This window comes from Roseomonas gilardii, from assembly GCF_001941945.1.
Classification (GTDB): domain Bacteria; phylum Pseudomonadota; class Alphaproteobacteria; order Acetobacterales; family Acetobacteraceae; genus Roseomonas.
Genome location: NZ_CP015583.1, coordinates 1487704 through 1501663, shown reverse-complemented (window position 1 = coordinate 1501663; position 13960 = coordinate 1487704). Strand labels below are relative to the sequence as shown.

Genomic DNA, 13960 nt, shown 5'->3' with positions numbered 1-13960 from the left:
TGCCACAATGCGGGAATGCTTGAGGCAGCCTTCGTCCTGGGCGTAGGCAGGCGTCCATGCATTTCGACCTGACCGACCTCCGGCTCTTCGCGGCGATCGCCGAGTGCGGCAGCATCACCGCCGGGGCGGAACGGGTCGGCCTGGCGCTGGCCTCGGCCAGCGCCCGCGTCCGGGGTATGGAAACGGCGCTCGGCGCGCCGCTGCTGGAACGCGGCCGGCGCGGCGTGCGCCCCACCCCGGCGGGGCAGACGCTGCTGCACCATGCACGCCGGGTGCTGGAGGAGATGGAGCGGCTGCGCGGCGGGTTGCGCGACCATGCCCGGGGCGGGCTGCGCGGCCATGTCCGCCTGCTGTCCAACACCGCCGCCATCGAGGAGCACCTGCCCGCCGCCCTGGCGGGCTGGCTGGCGGCCAATCCCGGCATCGACCTCGACCTGGAGGAACGCCCCAGCCAGGAGATCGCCGCCGCCATCGCCCAGGGCGAGGCGGAGGCGGGCATCCTGTCCGGGGAGGCCGGGACCGGCGGGCTGGAGGCCCATCCCTTCCGCATCGACCGGCTGGTGGTGGTGGCGCCGCATGGCCATGCCCTGGCGGAGCGGTCCGTCCTCCGCTTCGCCGAGGTGCTGGAGGAGGATTTCGTCGGCCTGCCGGCCGGCAATGCCCTGTCGGCGCATCTGTCGCAGCAGGCGGCGCGCCTCGGCCATGTGCCGCGCTTCCGGGTCCGGCTGCGCGGCGTCACCGCCCTCGCCCGCATGGTGGAGGCCGGGGTGGGCATCGCCGTGCTGCCGGAGATCGTGGCGCGGCGCTGCCAGCGGGAGATGGCGCTGGCGGCCGTCCCCCTGGCCGATCCCTGGGCCCTGCGCCGGCTCATGCTCTGCGTTCGGCGGCTGGACGCCCTGCCGGTCCATGCCCGCCGTCTGGTGGAGCACCTGATCGCCACGGGCCCGGAGGAGACCCCCGCCCCGGAGGGCGGAGCGGCGTGATTCGTCCCCCTCCCGGGGGCGGTTCAGCCGTCGGCCAGCACCGTCACCTTCGGCCAGGTGGCGACCAGGGCCTCGGCGGTGCTGAGGTTGGTGGCCATGGGCACGTCATGCACCGCCGCGATGCGCATCAGCGCCCGCACATCGGGCTCGTGCGGCTGAGCCCAGAGGGGGTCGATCAGGAAGATCAGCGCGTCCACCCGCTTCTCGGCGATGCGGGCGCCGATCTGGAGGTCGCCCCCGAGAGGGCCGCTCAGCACACGCTCCACCTTCAGCTCGGGGATGGCCTCCTTCAGCCTCTGGCCCGTGGTGCCGGTGGCCAGGATGCGGTGGCCGGAGAGCAGGGAGCGGTGCCGCTCCGCCCAGGCGATCAGCGCGTCCTTCTTGGTGTCATGCGCCACCAGGGCGAGGTCGAGGATGCTCATCGCCATGCGACTCCGATCGGGGAACGGCCCGCATCATGCCGCAGCCCGTCGCCGGGCGTCAGCCCAGCAGCCAGTCCCGCATCAGCGCGTTCACCACGGGCGGGTTCTCCAGCGGCGGCAGGTGGCCGCTGCGCGGCACGCGGTGCAGGGCGGCGCCAGGGATGCCGGCGGCGATCTCCTCCGACAGGGCGGGCGGGGTCATGGCATCCGCCTCCCCCACCGCCACCAGCGCCGGCACCCTGATGGCGCCGAGGCCGGGGCGGGAGTCCGGGCGCCCGAGGATCGCCGCCTGCTGCCGCAGGAAACCCTCCCGCCCCACCGCCATGGCCATGTCGGTGATCAACTGCCCCAGCCTGCCTCCGCTGCCCTCGCCCAGATGGTCGGGATGCAGGATCTGCGGCATCAGGCGCGGCGTGACGCCCCGGAACCGGTCCGGCGCGCTGCCCCGGGTCAGCGACATCAGCCCGCGCCGCCGCCTTTCCTGCTCGGGCGCCTCCGGACGCGCCGAGGTGTCGAAGAGGGCGAGGCGCAGCACGCGCTCCGGCGCCTGCCGCATGATCTCGAAGCAGACGTAGCCGCCCATCGACAGGCCGGCGAGGGCGAAGCGCTCCGGGGCCGAGGCGAGCACCCGGGCGGCGATGGCCGCCATGCTGTCATCGAGGCTGATGTCGGGGACCCGGCTTTCGGCGATGCCGGCCAGGGCCTCCGTCTGGTGGTGCCAGAGGCGGGCGTCGTTCAGCAGGCCGGGCAACAGGAGAAGGGGGATGCGCGTGCTCACGCCCGGGCGATAGGCGATGCCGGAATGCCCGTCCAGCGCCGAAAACCTTGCTTTCAACAGGCTATGCGCGCATATGCGGCGAAGCCTGGGTCGGGCGGGACCGGTTTCGGTCCCCTGGCCAGTCCGCCACCATGCTGGCGCGACGCCCGGGCTGCAGAAGAGGATAGCCGCGGAAAGGCCGCGGCATAACCCGCCTGGCGGTCTTCCGCCGGGCGCCGCAGGACCGATCAGATTTGAACGAAACGCGCAACGCTGCCGCCGCGGCGGATCACAGCGACAAGCCGGAAGCCACGGGCCATGAGCAGGCCCATGACCAGTCTCATGACAAGGCTGGGCAGCCCGGGCCGGTGACGCCCGAAGGCACCACGCCCGAGCAGGAAGAGAGCACTCCCTTCGAGCCCGAGCGCCCCGGCGAGGGCAGCACCGAAGAGACGCCCGAGCAGTTCTACGAGGACGCCGTGGTGCCGAACCCGGATGTCCCGCCCGAGGGTGGCGCCACGCTGCCGGGCGAGACCGTGCCGGCGCGCGAAGGCGACGAGGTGCCGGGTTCCTCCGCCGCCGAGATCGGGCATTTCGCCGGGGAAGTGGCCGGGCCGCTGCCGGACGAGCCGGTCTCCGCCGCTCCGGAGGAGGCCGCTCCCGCCACCGCCCAGGCCCCCGAGGCCGAGGCCACGCGCGAGACTGCGGAGCCCGAGGCCGTGGAGCCGGAGCAGGCCCCCGCCGCGGAGCCGGAGGAGCCCCTGCCGCCCTTCTCGGATCTCGGCCTGAGCGAACTCCTCCTCCAGGGCATCGCCGATGCCGGCTACGTCACCCCGACGCCGATCCAGGCCCAGGCCATCCCGGTGGTGCTGATGGGCCGCGACGTGCTGGGCGTGGCCCAGACCGGCACCGGCAAGACGGCCTCCTTCGTGCTGCCGATGATGGACATCCTGTCCGGATCGCGCGCCAAGGCCCGCATGCCGCGCTCGCTGATCCTGGAGCCGACGCGCGAGCTGGCGCTGCAGGTGGCCGAGAACTTCGTGAAGTACGGCAAGCACCTGAAGCTGAACCATGCGCTGCTGATCGGCGGCGAAAGCATGGACGAGCAGAAGGCCATCCTGAACCAGGGCGTGGACGTGCTGATCGCCACGCCGGGCCGGCTGCTGGACCTGTTCGACCGTGGCCGCATCCTGCTCGCCGACTGCAAGATCCTCGTCATCGACGAGGCCGACCGGATGCTGGACATGGGCTTCATCCCCGATGTCGAGCGGATCGTCGGCATGCTGCCGCCGCTGCGCCAGACGCTGTTCTTCTCCGCCACCATGGCGCCGGAGATCCGCAAGCTGGCCGATGCCTTCCTGAGCAACCCGAAGGAGATCAAGGTCTCCCGCGCGGCCTCCGTGGCCCCGACCATCGTCGCGGGCGTGGTCTTCTGCCGCACCATGGAAAAGCGCGAGGCGCTGCGCCGCCTGATCCGGCGGGAGCAGGTGAAGAACGCGCTGATCTTCTGCAACCGCAAGCGCGACGTGGACATCCTCTACAAGTCGCTCAAGAAGCACGGCTTCTCGGTCGGCTCCCTGCACGGGGACATGGACCAGTCCGCCCGCTTCGCCACGCTGAACAGCTTCAAGGCGGATGAGCTTCAGCTCCTCGTCTGCTCCGACGTGGCGGCCCGCGGCATCGACATCGGCGGGCTGTCGCACGTCTTCAACTTCGACGTGCCCTTCCATTCCGAGGACTATGTCCACCGCATCGGCCGCACCGGCCGCGCGGGGCGGGAAGGCCATGCCTATACCCTCGCCACGCCGGACGACGCCAAGCTGCTCCAGGCGGTGGAGAAGCTGACCGGCAACCCGATCCCGCGCATCGAGATCGACGGGATCGACGCCGTCTCCGAGGAGGAGATGGAAGCCGCCGCCCGCAGCCCGCGCGGCGGACGTGGCCGGCGCGAGGAGCCCGCCTCCCGCACCCGTTCCGCCCGCCCCGCTTCGGGCCGCCGGGAGGAAGGGCGCGCGCCCCGCGAGGAGAAGGCCCCCCGCGAGGAACGCGCCCCGCGCGAGGCCCGCCCGCCCCGCGAGGAACGTGGTGCCCGCGAGGAGCGTGCGCCCCGGGAGGATCGCGCCCCGCGTGCCGAGCGTCCGCGCCGCGAGGCGGGGCCGGAGGCCGCCGCCCCGGCCCGGCGCGAGGGCGCCGAGGTGGAGCGGGAGAGCCGCTATGGCAGCCGTGGCCGTCACGAGGGGGGCCGCTACGAGGACCGCTATCCCTCCCGCCGCGACCGCGACGATCTGGGCCCGCCGGTGCTGGGCTTCGGCGACAACGTGCCGGCCTTCATGCTGATCCCCATCCCCCGCCCGCGCCGGGTGGAGGAAGCCGCCTCGCCGGAATCCGAAGCGGCCTGATCCACGGTGCCGGCGCGCTTCCCTGCCCCAGACGGGGCATGGGAGCCCCCCGGCACCGCGTCTTCCGGAAAGGGCCTCCCTTGGGCGGTGACATCCTCGACGTCGAGCGGACCATCCAGCTCGCGATCGCGCCCGCCTTCCTGCTGAGCGGCATCATGGCGGTGCTCAACATCCTGGCGACACGGCTTTCCCGGCTGGTGGACCGCACCCGCGCCCTGCGCGCCGGGGCGGAACCGGCGCCCGGGGAGCTGTCCCGGCTGGGACGGCGGGCGCGCCTGGTGCAGTTCGCCATCACCGGCTGCGTCCTCTCGGCCTTCCTGCTCTGCGCCCTGCTGGTGATCTCCTTCGCCGGCCCGTTCTTCGACCTGCGCGTGGGGCTGCTGCTCGGCGCGCTGCTGGTCGCGGCGCTGATCGTGCTGATGGGGTCGCTCGCCTTCTTCCTGGCCGAAATCTGGCTCACCACCCTGCATCTGGACGAAGCGTGAGCACGTTCGAACTCGACATCACGGCCATGGGCTCGGGCGGCGACGGTGTCGCCACCCTGCCGGAAGGGGGCACCGCCTTCCTGCCCTTCACCCTGCCCGGCGAGCGGGTCCGCGCCCGCATCGCCGGCAAGCGTGGCGAGGCCGTGATGGCGGAGGCCGAGGCGGTCCTGCGCCCCAGCCCGGAGCGCGTCGCCCCGCCCTGCCGCTATTTCGGCACCTGCGGCGGCTGCGCGCTGCAGCACTGGGACGGCGCGGCCTATCGCGCCTGGAAGGCCGCGCGGCTGGCCGAGGCGCTGGCCCGCGCCGGCTTTCCCGACACGCCCGTCGCCCCGCTGGCCCCCTGCCCCACCATGACGCGCCGCCGCGCCGACCTCGCCATCCGCCAGGGCGCGGACGGGGTGCGGATCGGCTTCCATGAACGGGCCGGGACGCATGTGGTGGACATGCGGGAATGCCATGTGCTCGGCCCCGCGATCCTCACGCTGCTGGAGCCGCTGCGCGGCCTCTTCGCCCGGCTGCGCGGCTTCCGGCGGGAGGCCTCGGCCCTGGTCAACCTGCTCGACACCGGGCCGGACCTGCTGCTGCGCACCGATGCGCCCCTGACCGCCCAGGACCGCCAGATCCTGGCGGCGTTCGGCGTGGATCACGGCATTCCCCGCATTGCCTGGGCCCGCGACAAGGGCGCGCCGGAGATCGCGGCGCAGAGCGGCGGCGTCTCGCTGATGCTCGATGGCGTGGCGGTGCCCCCGGCGCCCGGTGCCTTCCTCCAGGCGACGCCGGAGGGCGAGGCCGCGATCGTCGCGGCCGTGCTGGCGGCCCTGCCGCGCAGGCTGCCTGCCAAGGCCCGGATCGCCGATCTCTATGCGGGGGTGGGCACGCTGTCCCTGCCCCTGGCCCGGCTCGCCCGGGTGGATGCCTTCGAGGGCGAGGCCGAGGCCGTCGCGGCGCTCGCCGCCGGCGCCAACAAGGCCATGCGCCGCGTCCAGGCCAAGCGCCGCGACCTCGCGCGGCAGCCGCTGTTGCCCGCCGAGCTCGGCGCCTATGCCGCCGTGGTGCTGGACCCGCCCTATGCCGGCGCCGCCGAGCAGATGGGAATCATCGCCCGGAGCCGGGTGGAGCGGGTGGTCTATGTGTCCTGCAACCCCGTCGCCCTGGCGCGCGACGCGGCGCTGCTGAAGCGCGGTGGCTGGCGTGCCGTTTCGGCCGTGCCGGTGGACCAGTTCCTGTGGTCGCCGCACCTCGAATCCGTGGTGGCATTCGCCCGGGGCTGAAGGCATCCTGGCGGGCTGACCCCACGAGGTCCCCACCTTCCCCCGGATTCCAACCCAAGTTGCACGACGACCCGACCACGCCTCACCCGGACATGGAGCAGACCCTCCCCGCCAGCCACTTTCCCCTCGGCCAGGTCGCCACCGGCTTCGCGGCGCTGATCGCCGTGCTCGCCTGGCTCGAGCTGGGTTTGCAGTTCCTGTCGCTCCTGGAGCGGACGCAGTCCGTCGTCGCGGCGCTCTGGGTCCTGCTGGGCTATTTCACCATCACCACCAACCTGCTGGTGGCCCTGGTCTTCACCGGCATCGCCCTGCGCCGCCCCGGCTTCGCCGCCCCCGGCCTGGTGGGGGGCACGACGCTGGCGATCATGCTGGTGGGCGTGGTCTATGCGCTGCTGCTGCGCGGCCATGTGCCGGTGCTGGGCGACAGCCTCGCCCGCACCGCCAACATGCTGATGCACGACGCCATTCCGGCGCTGGTGCCGCTCTTCTGGCTGCTCTTCATGCCCAAGGGGCGACTGCGCGGGCACGATCCGCTGATCTGGGCGATCTACCCGCTGGTCTATCTCGCCTATGCCCTGCTGCGCGGCGAACTCGGCGGCCGCTACGCCTATCCCTTCATCGACGTGGCGGCGATCGGCTGGGCGCGGACCGGGCTCAACACACTGGGCATCTCGGCCGGCTTCCTCGCCGTCGCCTTCGCCCTGGTGCGGCTGGACACGCGCCTCGCCCCCACCGGGAGGAATGCCGAGGCGGAGGATGAGGTGGCGGTCTGACGGCCGCCGCCCCGGTCAGACGTGGAAGCTCTCGCCGCAGCCGCAGCGGCCCTTCTCGTTCGGGTTCACGAAGGTGAAGCCCGCCGACATGGTCTTCACCTCGTAGTCCATGATGGTGCCGATCAGGAACAGCGTCGCCTTGCGGTCCACCAGGATGGTGATGCCCTTGTCCGTCACCACCTCGTCGCCCGGCCCGGGCTCGTCCACCCAGTTCAGGTCATAGGCCATGCCGGAGCAGCCCTTGGTCTTCACCGCGATGCGCAGGTACTTCCCGTTCTCGCCGCTCTCGTAGAGGCGGCGCAACCGGTCGGCGGCGGAATCGGACAGCGACATCAGCGGCGGCAGGGCGCGCTTGGGCCGGGTGGGGGTCTCGGTCGTCGTGCTCATCGGGGGGGACAACCTCCTCAGTACATGTTCAGGGCGAGGCGGGCGTCCTCGCTCATCCGCGACGGGTCCCAGGGCGGGTCCCAGACGACCTCGACCTCGACGTCGCTCACATTCGGCACGGTGCGGACCGCTTCCTCGACCATGGTCGGAAGCTCCTGCGCCGAGGGGCAGGAGGGCGTGGTCAGCGTCATCTCGACCTTGACCGTGCCGTCCTCGCCGATCTCCACCGCGTAGATCAGGCCCATCTCGTAGATATCGACGGGGATTTCCGGGTCGAAGACCGTCTTCAGCGCGTTCAGCACGGCCTCTTCCTGCACGCCCTCGGGCGCGGCGGGGGGCACCTCCCCATCCGGGGTCCAGACGCCATGGGAGGCGGCGGCCGGCTGCGTCGCGGCGGGTTCCTCCGTCACAGAGAGGTCCTTGGCGGGCGTGTCACTCACTCGACGCCTCCTTCGCGCCCTCCAGGGCGGCATTCAGCGTGTGCCAGGCGAGGGTCGCGCATTTCACGCGGCTCGGATACTCGGCGACACCGCCCAGAACCTGGAGACGCTCCATCTCCTCGGCAAGGTCGGCGCCACAATCGGGGCAGGTGCCTGTCATCGCCAGTTCGCGGAACTTCGTGCCCAGCTCCTTCGCCTCGCCGGGGCTCTTGCCGCGCACCGTCTCCGTCATCAGGGAGGCGCTGGCCATGGAGATGGCGCAGCCCTTGCCCTGGAAGGCGGCGTCGGCGATGTGGCCCTCCCCGTCCAGCTTGACCCAGAGCTCCATCCGGTCGCCGCAGAGCGGGTTGTCCCCGCGCGCGTGGCGGTCGGCATCCTCCAGCCGGCGGAAGTTCCGCGGCTTGCGGCCGTGGTCCAGGATGACCTCCTGGTAGAGATCGCGAAGATCGTCGAACATCAGCGCACTCCCAGGCCCTGTCCGGGATGGGCCATTCCGATGGCCGCCCCGGCGCCGGGCCTCACGCGAAGAACTCCCGGGCCTTGGTCACGGCCTCGGCGAGATAATCCACCTCCTCATGCGTCGTGTAGAGGCCGAAGGAGGCGCGGCAGGTGCTTTCCACGCCGAAGCGGGCATGCAGCGGCTCGGCGCAATGACGGCCGGAGCGCACGCAGATCCCCGCGCGGTCCAGCAGCGTCGCGACGTCATGGGAATGGGCGTTGTCGATGGAGAAGGCAAAGACCCCGCCCCGGTCCTGCGCCCGGCCCAGCAGCGTCACGCCCTCGATATTCCCCAGGCGCTGCATCGCGTGGTCCACCAGGGACCGTTCATGCGCCTCGATCGCCTCCATGCCGATGGCCTCGACATAGTCGATGGCGGCATGCAGCCCGATCGCCTCGATGATCGGCGGCGTGCCCGCCTCGAAGCGCAGCGGCGGCTCGGCGAAGAGCGAGCGCTCCAGCGACACCTCGGTGATCATGTCGCCGCCGCCCAGGAAGGGCGGCATGCGCTCCAGCACCTCCATCCGGCCGTAGAGGATGCCTAGCCCGGTCGGGCCATAGAGCTTGTGCGCGGTGAAGACGTAGAAGTCGCAGCCCAGCGCCTGCACGTCCACCTTGCGGTGGACCGCGCCCTGGGAGCCGTCGAACATCACCCGCGCCCCATAGGCGTGGGCGAGATCCACGATCCGCCGCGCCGGCACCACCGTGCCCAGCACGTTGGACATATGGGCGACGGAGACCAGCCCGACCTTCCCGTCGGCGAGCTTCGCCTCCAGGTCGGCCATGTCCAGCTCCCCCGCATCGGTGACGCGGCAGATGCGCAGCTCCACCCCGTGGCTGTCCCGCAGCATCTGCCAGGGCACGAGGTTGGCGTGGTGCTCCATCTCGCTCACCAGCACCGCCTGCCCCGGCTTCAGCACGCCGCGTCCGAAGGAATGGGCGACGAGGTTGATCGCCTGGGTGGAGCCGGTGCCGGTCAGCACGATCTCGCGCTCGTCGCCCGCGTTCAGGAAGCGGGCGGCAGCGCGGCGGGCGGCCTCGTAGGCCTCGGTCGCCTGCTCGCTGAGGTGATAGGCGCCGCGATGCACATTGGCATAGGCGGTCTCCATCATCTCCTTCATCGCATCGATCACGGCACGCGGCTTCTGCGCCGAGGCACCGCTGTCGAGGAAGACCAGCGGCTTGCCGCGATGCGTGGTGGAGAGGATCGGGAAGTCCTTCCGGACCCGCGCCACGTCGAAGGCAGGAGCAACCGGGTTTCCCAGGGGGCCGTCCATGACCGTTACGCCGCCTCCCCCTCGCCCGACGTGCCGATGCCGTAGCGCGTCCACCAGATGGCGATCGCCTCCTCCAGCGCACCCTTCGCCGTCTCGGAGGACACGATCTCGATCGCTTCCTCCAGGAAGGCACGCACCAGCATCGCCCGCGCCGCATCGGCTGGGATGCCGCGGGAGCGCATGTAGAAGAGCTGCTCCTCGTCCAGCGCGCCGACCGTGGCGCCGTGCGAGCACTTCACGTCGTCGGCATAGATCTCCAGCTGCGGCTTGCTGTCCATCTCCGCGTTCTCGGAAAGCAGCAGCGCCTGGTTCATCTGGTAGCCGTCGGTCTTCTGCGCCGCCTGCCGCACCAGGATCTTGCCCTGGAACACGCCGCGCGCGCGGCCGGCCAGCACCGTCTTCACCGTCTGGCGGCTGGGGCAATCCGGCGCGGCATGGTCGATGGCGGTGGTGATGTCCGCCACCTGCCCGTCGGCCGCGAGCTGCGCGCCGTTCAGATGCGCCTCCGCCTTCGGCCCGTCCAGCCGCAGCCGGATCTCGGACCGCGCCACGCGCCCGCCGGCGTTCAGCGCGAAGCCGTCATAGACCCCGCGCGCCGCGACATGGACGTTGATATGGGCGAGGTGGAAGGCCTCCACCGGCTCCCGCTGGGCGCGCACATGCACGATGCGCGCATCCTCCGCCACGGCGATGTCGAAGACCGGGTTGTGGAGGTGCTGGCTGCCCTCCGGGCCCGTCGCCGTTTCCAGCAGCATCAGCGAGGCGCCGCGCGCCAGGCGGATGACGTGGCGCGGGTGATAGGCCATGGCCACCGGCCCCGTCGCCACGGTCAGCAGCTCCAGCTCGCCACCCTCGGCGCCTTCCGGCAGGTCCAGGAACAACCCGTCCTCGAAGAGCATGGCGTTCAGCGCCTCGGCCGGGCGCAGCGCATCGACCTCGCCCAGCAGGCCGGCGGCCTGCACCAGATGCTCGCTCAGCGGCGCCGCATGGGGCGGCAGCTCCGACAGGTCTGGCTGGAAGCGGCCGTCCAGGAAGACGGCGCGGTATTCGCAGCGCTTCGACGGCAGGGGGGGGCCGCTTTCCACCGAAAGCAGCGGCTCGCGGAACTCCGCCCGGCTGACCGCGGTGATGTCCGTGTAGCGCCAGGCCTCGACGCGGCGCGTCGGCAGGCCGGTGGTGCGCAGGATCTCCGCCGCCGCCTCGCGCAGCGCGTGGATGGCGGGGATGTTGCGGCCCGGCAGGCGGTCCCGCAGCCCCTCGTAGCGGGCGAGGAAGCTGGTGCCGCCGGGCGTGTTGGCGGGGAGCGCGGTCACGCGGCCTCCTCGATCACCGTGGCATAGCCCTCGGCCTCCAGGCGGTGCGCCAGCTCCGGCCCGCCGGAGGCGATGATGCGGCCATTGGCCAGCACATGCACCCGGTCCGGCACGATATAGTCCAGCAGCCGCTGGTAGTGGGTGATCACCAGCGCCGAGAAATCCGGGCCGCGCTGGGCGTTCACGCCCTCCGCCACGATCTTCAGCGCGTCGATGTCCAGGCCGGAATCCGTCTCGTCGAGGATGGCGAGCTTCGGCTGCAACAGGGCCATCTGCAGCACCTCGTTGCGCTTCTTCTCGCCGCCCGAGAAGCCGACATTGACACCGCGCTTCAGCATGTCCTCGGGCATGGACAGCTTCTTCATCCGCTCCCGTGCCAGCTTCAGGAACTGCATCGCGTCCAGCTCGCTCTCGCCGCGCGAACGGCGCAGCGCGTTCAGCGCGGTGCGGAGGAAGTTGGCATTGCCCACGCCCGGCAGTTCCACCGGGTACTGGAAGGCCAGGAACAGCCCCGCCGCCGCCCGCTCCTCGGGCTCCATCTCCAGGATGTCCTGCCCGTCGAAGCTGGCCGTGCCGCCCGTCACCTCATAGCCCTCGCGCCCCGAGAGCACGTAGGACAGGGTGGACTTGCCCGAGCCGTTCGGGCCCATGATGGCATGCACCTCGCCCGTCGGCACTTCCAGGTCGATCCCGCGCAGGATCTCCTTGCCGTCGATCTCGGCCCGCAGCCCTTCAATCTTCAACATCGCTCTTATCCCATCCGGCGCCGGCGCGGCACACGCTGGTGCGCCACGGCCGGGCCTGTTCTCCTGTCGTGCCCCGAGCGGGCGGATGCCTCAGCCGACCGAGCCTTCGAGGCTGATCGCCAGCAGCTTCTGCGCCTCGACGGCGAATTCCATCGGCAGCTCCTTCAGCACCTCGCGGCAGAAGCCGTTCACGATGAGGCCCACGGCCTCCTCCTGGTTCAGCCCGCGCTGGCGGCAATAGAAGAGCTGGTCCTCGGCGATGCGCGAGGTCGTCGCCTCATGCTCCACCTTGGCCGAGATGCAGCGGTTCTCGATATACGGCACGGTGTGCGCGCCGCACTGGTCGCCGATCAGCAGGCTGTCGCACTGCGTGAAGTTGCGGGCGTTCCGCGCCTTCGGGCTGATCTTCACCAGGCCGCGATAGGTGTTCTGCCCCTGGCCGGCGCTGATGCCCTTGCTCACGATGGTGGACTTCGTGTTGGCGCCCAGATGGATCATCTTGGTGCCGGTATCGGCCTGCTGCCAGTTGTTGGTGATGGCGACCGAGTAGAACTCGCCCACGCTCTCATCGCCCTGGAGGATGCAGGACGGGTACTTCCAGGTGATGGCGGAACCCGTCTCCACCTGGGTCCAGCTCACCTTCGACCGCTTGCCGCGGCAGGCCGCGCGCTTGGTGACGAAGTTGTAGATGCCGCCCACCCCGTTCTCGTCGCCCGGGTACCAGTTCTGCACCGTGGAGTACTTGATGGTGGCGTCGTCCATCGCCACCAGCTCCACCACCGCGGCATGAAGCTGGTTCTCGTCACGCTGCGGCGCCGTGCAGCCTTCCAGGTAGGAAACCGTGGCGCCCTCGTCGGCGATGATCAGCGTCCGCTCGAACTGACCCGTGCTCTTGGCGTTGATGCGGAAATAGGTGGACAGGTCCATCGGGCAGCGCACGCCCTTGGGGATGTAGACGAAGGACCCGTCGGTGAAGACCGCCGAGTTCAGCGCCGCGAAGAAGTTGTCCCCCGCCGGCACCACCGTGCCCAGGTACTGCCGCACCAGCTCCGGATGCTCGCGCACCGCCTCGGAGATGGAGCAGAAGATGATGCCGTCCTTCTCCAGCCGCTCCTTGTAGGTCGTGGCCACGGACACGCTGTCGAAGACCGCGTCCACGGCCACCGGCACGCGCTCCCCGTCCTGCGGGTCCGCCGGCATCTCGCCCGCGCCCTCGACGCCGGCCAGGATCGCCTGCTCCTTCAGCGGGATGCCCAGCTTGGCATAGGTCTTCAGCAGCTCGGGATCGACCTCGTCCAGCGACTTCGGCGCGGCCTTCTGCTTCGGCGCGGCGTAGTAGTAGGCGTCCTGGTAGTCGATCGGCGGGTACTTCACCGCCGGCCAGCGCGGCTCCTCCATCTTCTTCCAGGCGGCAAAGGCCTTGAGCCGCCAGTCGAGCAGCCACCCGGGCTCACCCTTCTTGGCGGAGATGAAGCGGACGATATCCTCGTTCAGCCCCTTGGGGGCCATGTCCATCTCGATATCCGTCTCGAAGCCCCACTTGTAGGTCGAGTGGGTAACGGACTGGACAGCGTCGATCGTCTCGGAGACGGCGGGCATCTCGTTGTCCTTGCTCTTTCAGCTACTGCGCGGCGACGGGCACCGCCGGGGGGGCGGTCGGGGCGGTGCGGCCATGCGATTGACAGGGATTGGCCGTCAGGTCGGCCAGGGAAACCGAGGCCAGGGCGTCGCGGATGGCGTCGTTCACCGGGTTCCAGCGCCCGCGCACGGGGCAGAGCGCCTCGGCGTCGCAACTGTTGACGGAACCGTCCACGCAGGCGGTCAGCGCGATCGGTCCATCCATGGCGACCACCACCTCGGCCAGGGAAACGCGTGACAGGGGCCGTGCCAGCCGATACCCACCGCGGGAGCCGCGCACGCCTTCCACGAGGCAGGCATGGCCCAGGGTCTTGAGCACCTTCGACACGGTCGGCTCGCCCAGGCCGGTGCCGGCGGCGAGTTCCGGGGCGGTGCGCAACCCGCCCTCCTGGCCCAGGCGGGCCAGCACGGCGATGGCGTAATCCGTCAGTTTCGACAACCGCAGCACGGCAGGACCTCCGGCAGGGAGCGGAATACTGGACCTCTGGGGTCCGGTATGGCCCAGATGCGAGCCGGACCGCCGTTTGTCAAGCACGCGCAATGGTTTGAGAGACGTTCGCAACTTGCCGGG

The 13960-nt window shown here is 71.0% G+C and carries 15 protein-coding genes; 5 read left to right on the top strand and 10 right to left on the bottom strand.

The window, feature by feature from the left end; all coding sequences use genetic code 11:
• Positions 1-56 precede the first annotated feature (56 nt).
• The gene (locus RGI145_RS06780; protein ID WP_075797763.1) at positions 57-983 is read left to right on the top strand and encodes a LysR family transcriptional regulator; all 927 of its coding nucleotides are present in this window, start codon (positions 57-59) and stop codon (positions 981-983) included.
• A gap of 23 nt (positions 984-1006) precedes the next feature.
• Here RGI145_RS06780 and RGI145_RS06775 read toward each other — a convergent pair whose 3' ends face one another.
• Positions 1007-1405 carry a methylglyoxal synthase gene (locus tag RGI145_RS06775; RefSeq protein WP_075799898.1) on the bottom strand — a complete coding sequence of 133 codons (399 nt, stop codon included), beginning with the start codon at positions 1403-1405 and terminating at the stop codon, positions 1007-1009.
• Between the two features lie 58 nt (positions 1406-1463).
• Positions 1464-2240 carry an alpha/beta fold hydrolase gene (locus RGI145_RS06770; RefSeq protein WP_083670493.1) on the bottom strand — a complete coding sequence of 259 codons (777 nt, stop codon included), beginning with the start codon at positions 2238-2240 and terminating at the stop codon, positions 1464-1466.
• Positions 2241-2767: 527 nt separating this feature from the next.
• Here RGI145_RS06770 and RGI145_RS06765 point away from each other — a divergent pair.
• The 4 genes from RGI145_RS06765 (at position 2768) to RGI145_RS06750 (ending at position 7090) form a co-directional block, all read left to right on the top strand.
• Positions 2768-4561, top strand: a complete 1794-nt coding sequence (locus tag RGI145_RS06765; RefSeq protein ID WP_083671068.1) for a DEAD/DEAH box helicase — start codon at positions 2768-2770, stop codon at positions 4559-4561.
• 80 nt (positions 4562-4641) lie between these two features.
• Positions 4642-5046 (top strand): DUF2721 domain-containing protein, encoded by a 405-nt coding sequence (locus RGI145_RS06760; protein ID WP_027279753.1) that lies wholly within the window; start codon positions 4642-4644, stop codon positions 5044-5046.
• Entirely contained in the window at positions 5043-6317 is a 1275-nt protein-coding gene (locus tag RGI145_RS06755; RefSeq protein ID WP_083670491.1) for a class I SAM-dependent RNA methyltransferase, read from the top strand. Before RGI145_RS06760 ends, RGI145_RS06755 begins: the two co-directional genes overlap by 4 nt.
• Positions 6318-6376: 59 nt before the next feature.
• The gene (locus RGI145_RS06750; RefSeq protein WP_208863940.1) at positions 6377-7090 is read left to right on the top strand and encodes a Pr6Pr family membrane protein; all 714 of its coding nucleotides are present in this window, start codon (positions 6377-6379) and stop codon (positions 7088-7090) included.
• A 15-nt stretch (positions 7091-7105) separates the two neighbouring features.
• Here the strand turns inward: RGI145_RS06750 and RGI145_RS06745 are convergent, their stop codons facing one another.
• From RGI145_RS06745 to RGI145_RS06710, 8 genes are all read right to left on the bottom strand, one after another.
• Entirely contained in the window at positions 7106-7477 is a 372-nt protein-coding gene (locus RGI145_RS06745) for a HesB/IscA family protein (protein ID WP_075797760.1), read from the bottom strand.
• Between the two features lie 17 nt (positions 7478-7494).
• Positions 7495-7950, bottom strand: coding sequence for an SUF system Fe-S cluster assembly protein (locus RGI145_RS06740; protein WP_418314495.1), 456 nt, complete (start codon positions 7948-7950; stop codon positions 7495-7497).
• Complete coding sequence (gene sufU / locus RGI145_RS06735; RefSeq protein ID WP_075797759.1) at positions 7910-8374, bottom strand: Fe-S cluster assembly sulfur transfer protein SufU; 465 nt, start codon at positions 8372-8374, stop codon at positions 7910-7912. Before sufU ends, RGI145_RS06740 begins: the two co-directional genes overlap by 41 nt.
• Before the next feature lie 61 nt (positions 8375-8435).
• Positions 8436-9692 (bottom strand): aminotransferase class V-fold PLP-dependent enzyme, encoded by a 1257-nt coding sequence (locus RGI145_RS06730; protein WP_075797758.1) that lies wholly within the window; start codon positions 9690-9692, stop codon positions 8436-8438.
• A gap of 5 nt (positions 9693-9697) precedes the next feature.
• Complete coding sequence (gene sufD, locus RGI145_RS06725) at positions 9698-11005, bottom strand: Fe-S cluster assembly protein SufD (RefSeq protein WP_083670489.1); 1308 nt, start codon at positions 11003-11005, stop codon at positions 9698-9700.
• Complete coding sequence (gene sufC / locus RGI145_RS06720; RefSeq protein ID WP_075797757.1) at positions 11002-11751, bottom strand: Fe-S cluster assembly ATPase SufC; 750 nt, start codon at positions 11749-11751, stop codon at positions 11002-11004. The genes sufD and sufC overlap by 4 nt, the downstream gene beginning before the upstream one ends.
• Positions 11752-11841: 90 nt before the next feature.
• On the bottom strand, positions 11842-13350 hold the full coding sequence (sufB, locus tag RGI145_RS06715) for a Fe-S cluster assembly protein SufB (protein WP_075797756.1): 1509 nt from the start codon (positions 13348-13350) through the stop codon (positions 11842-11844).
• Positions 13351-13372: 22 nt separating this feature from the next.
• Positions 13373-13837 (bottom strand): SUF system Fe-S cluster assembly regulator, encoded by a 465-nt coding sequence (locus RGI145_RS06710; RefSeq protein WP_075797755.1) that lies wholly within the window; start codon positions 13835-13837, stop codon positions 13373-13375.
• Positions 13838-13960 lie beyond the last annotated feature (123 nt).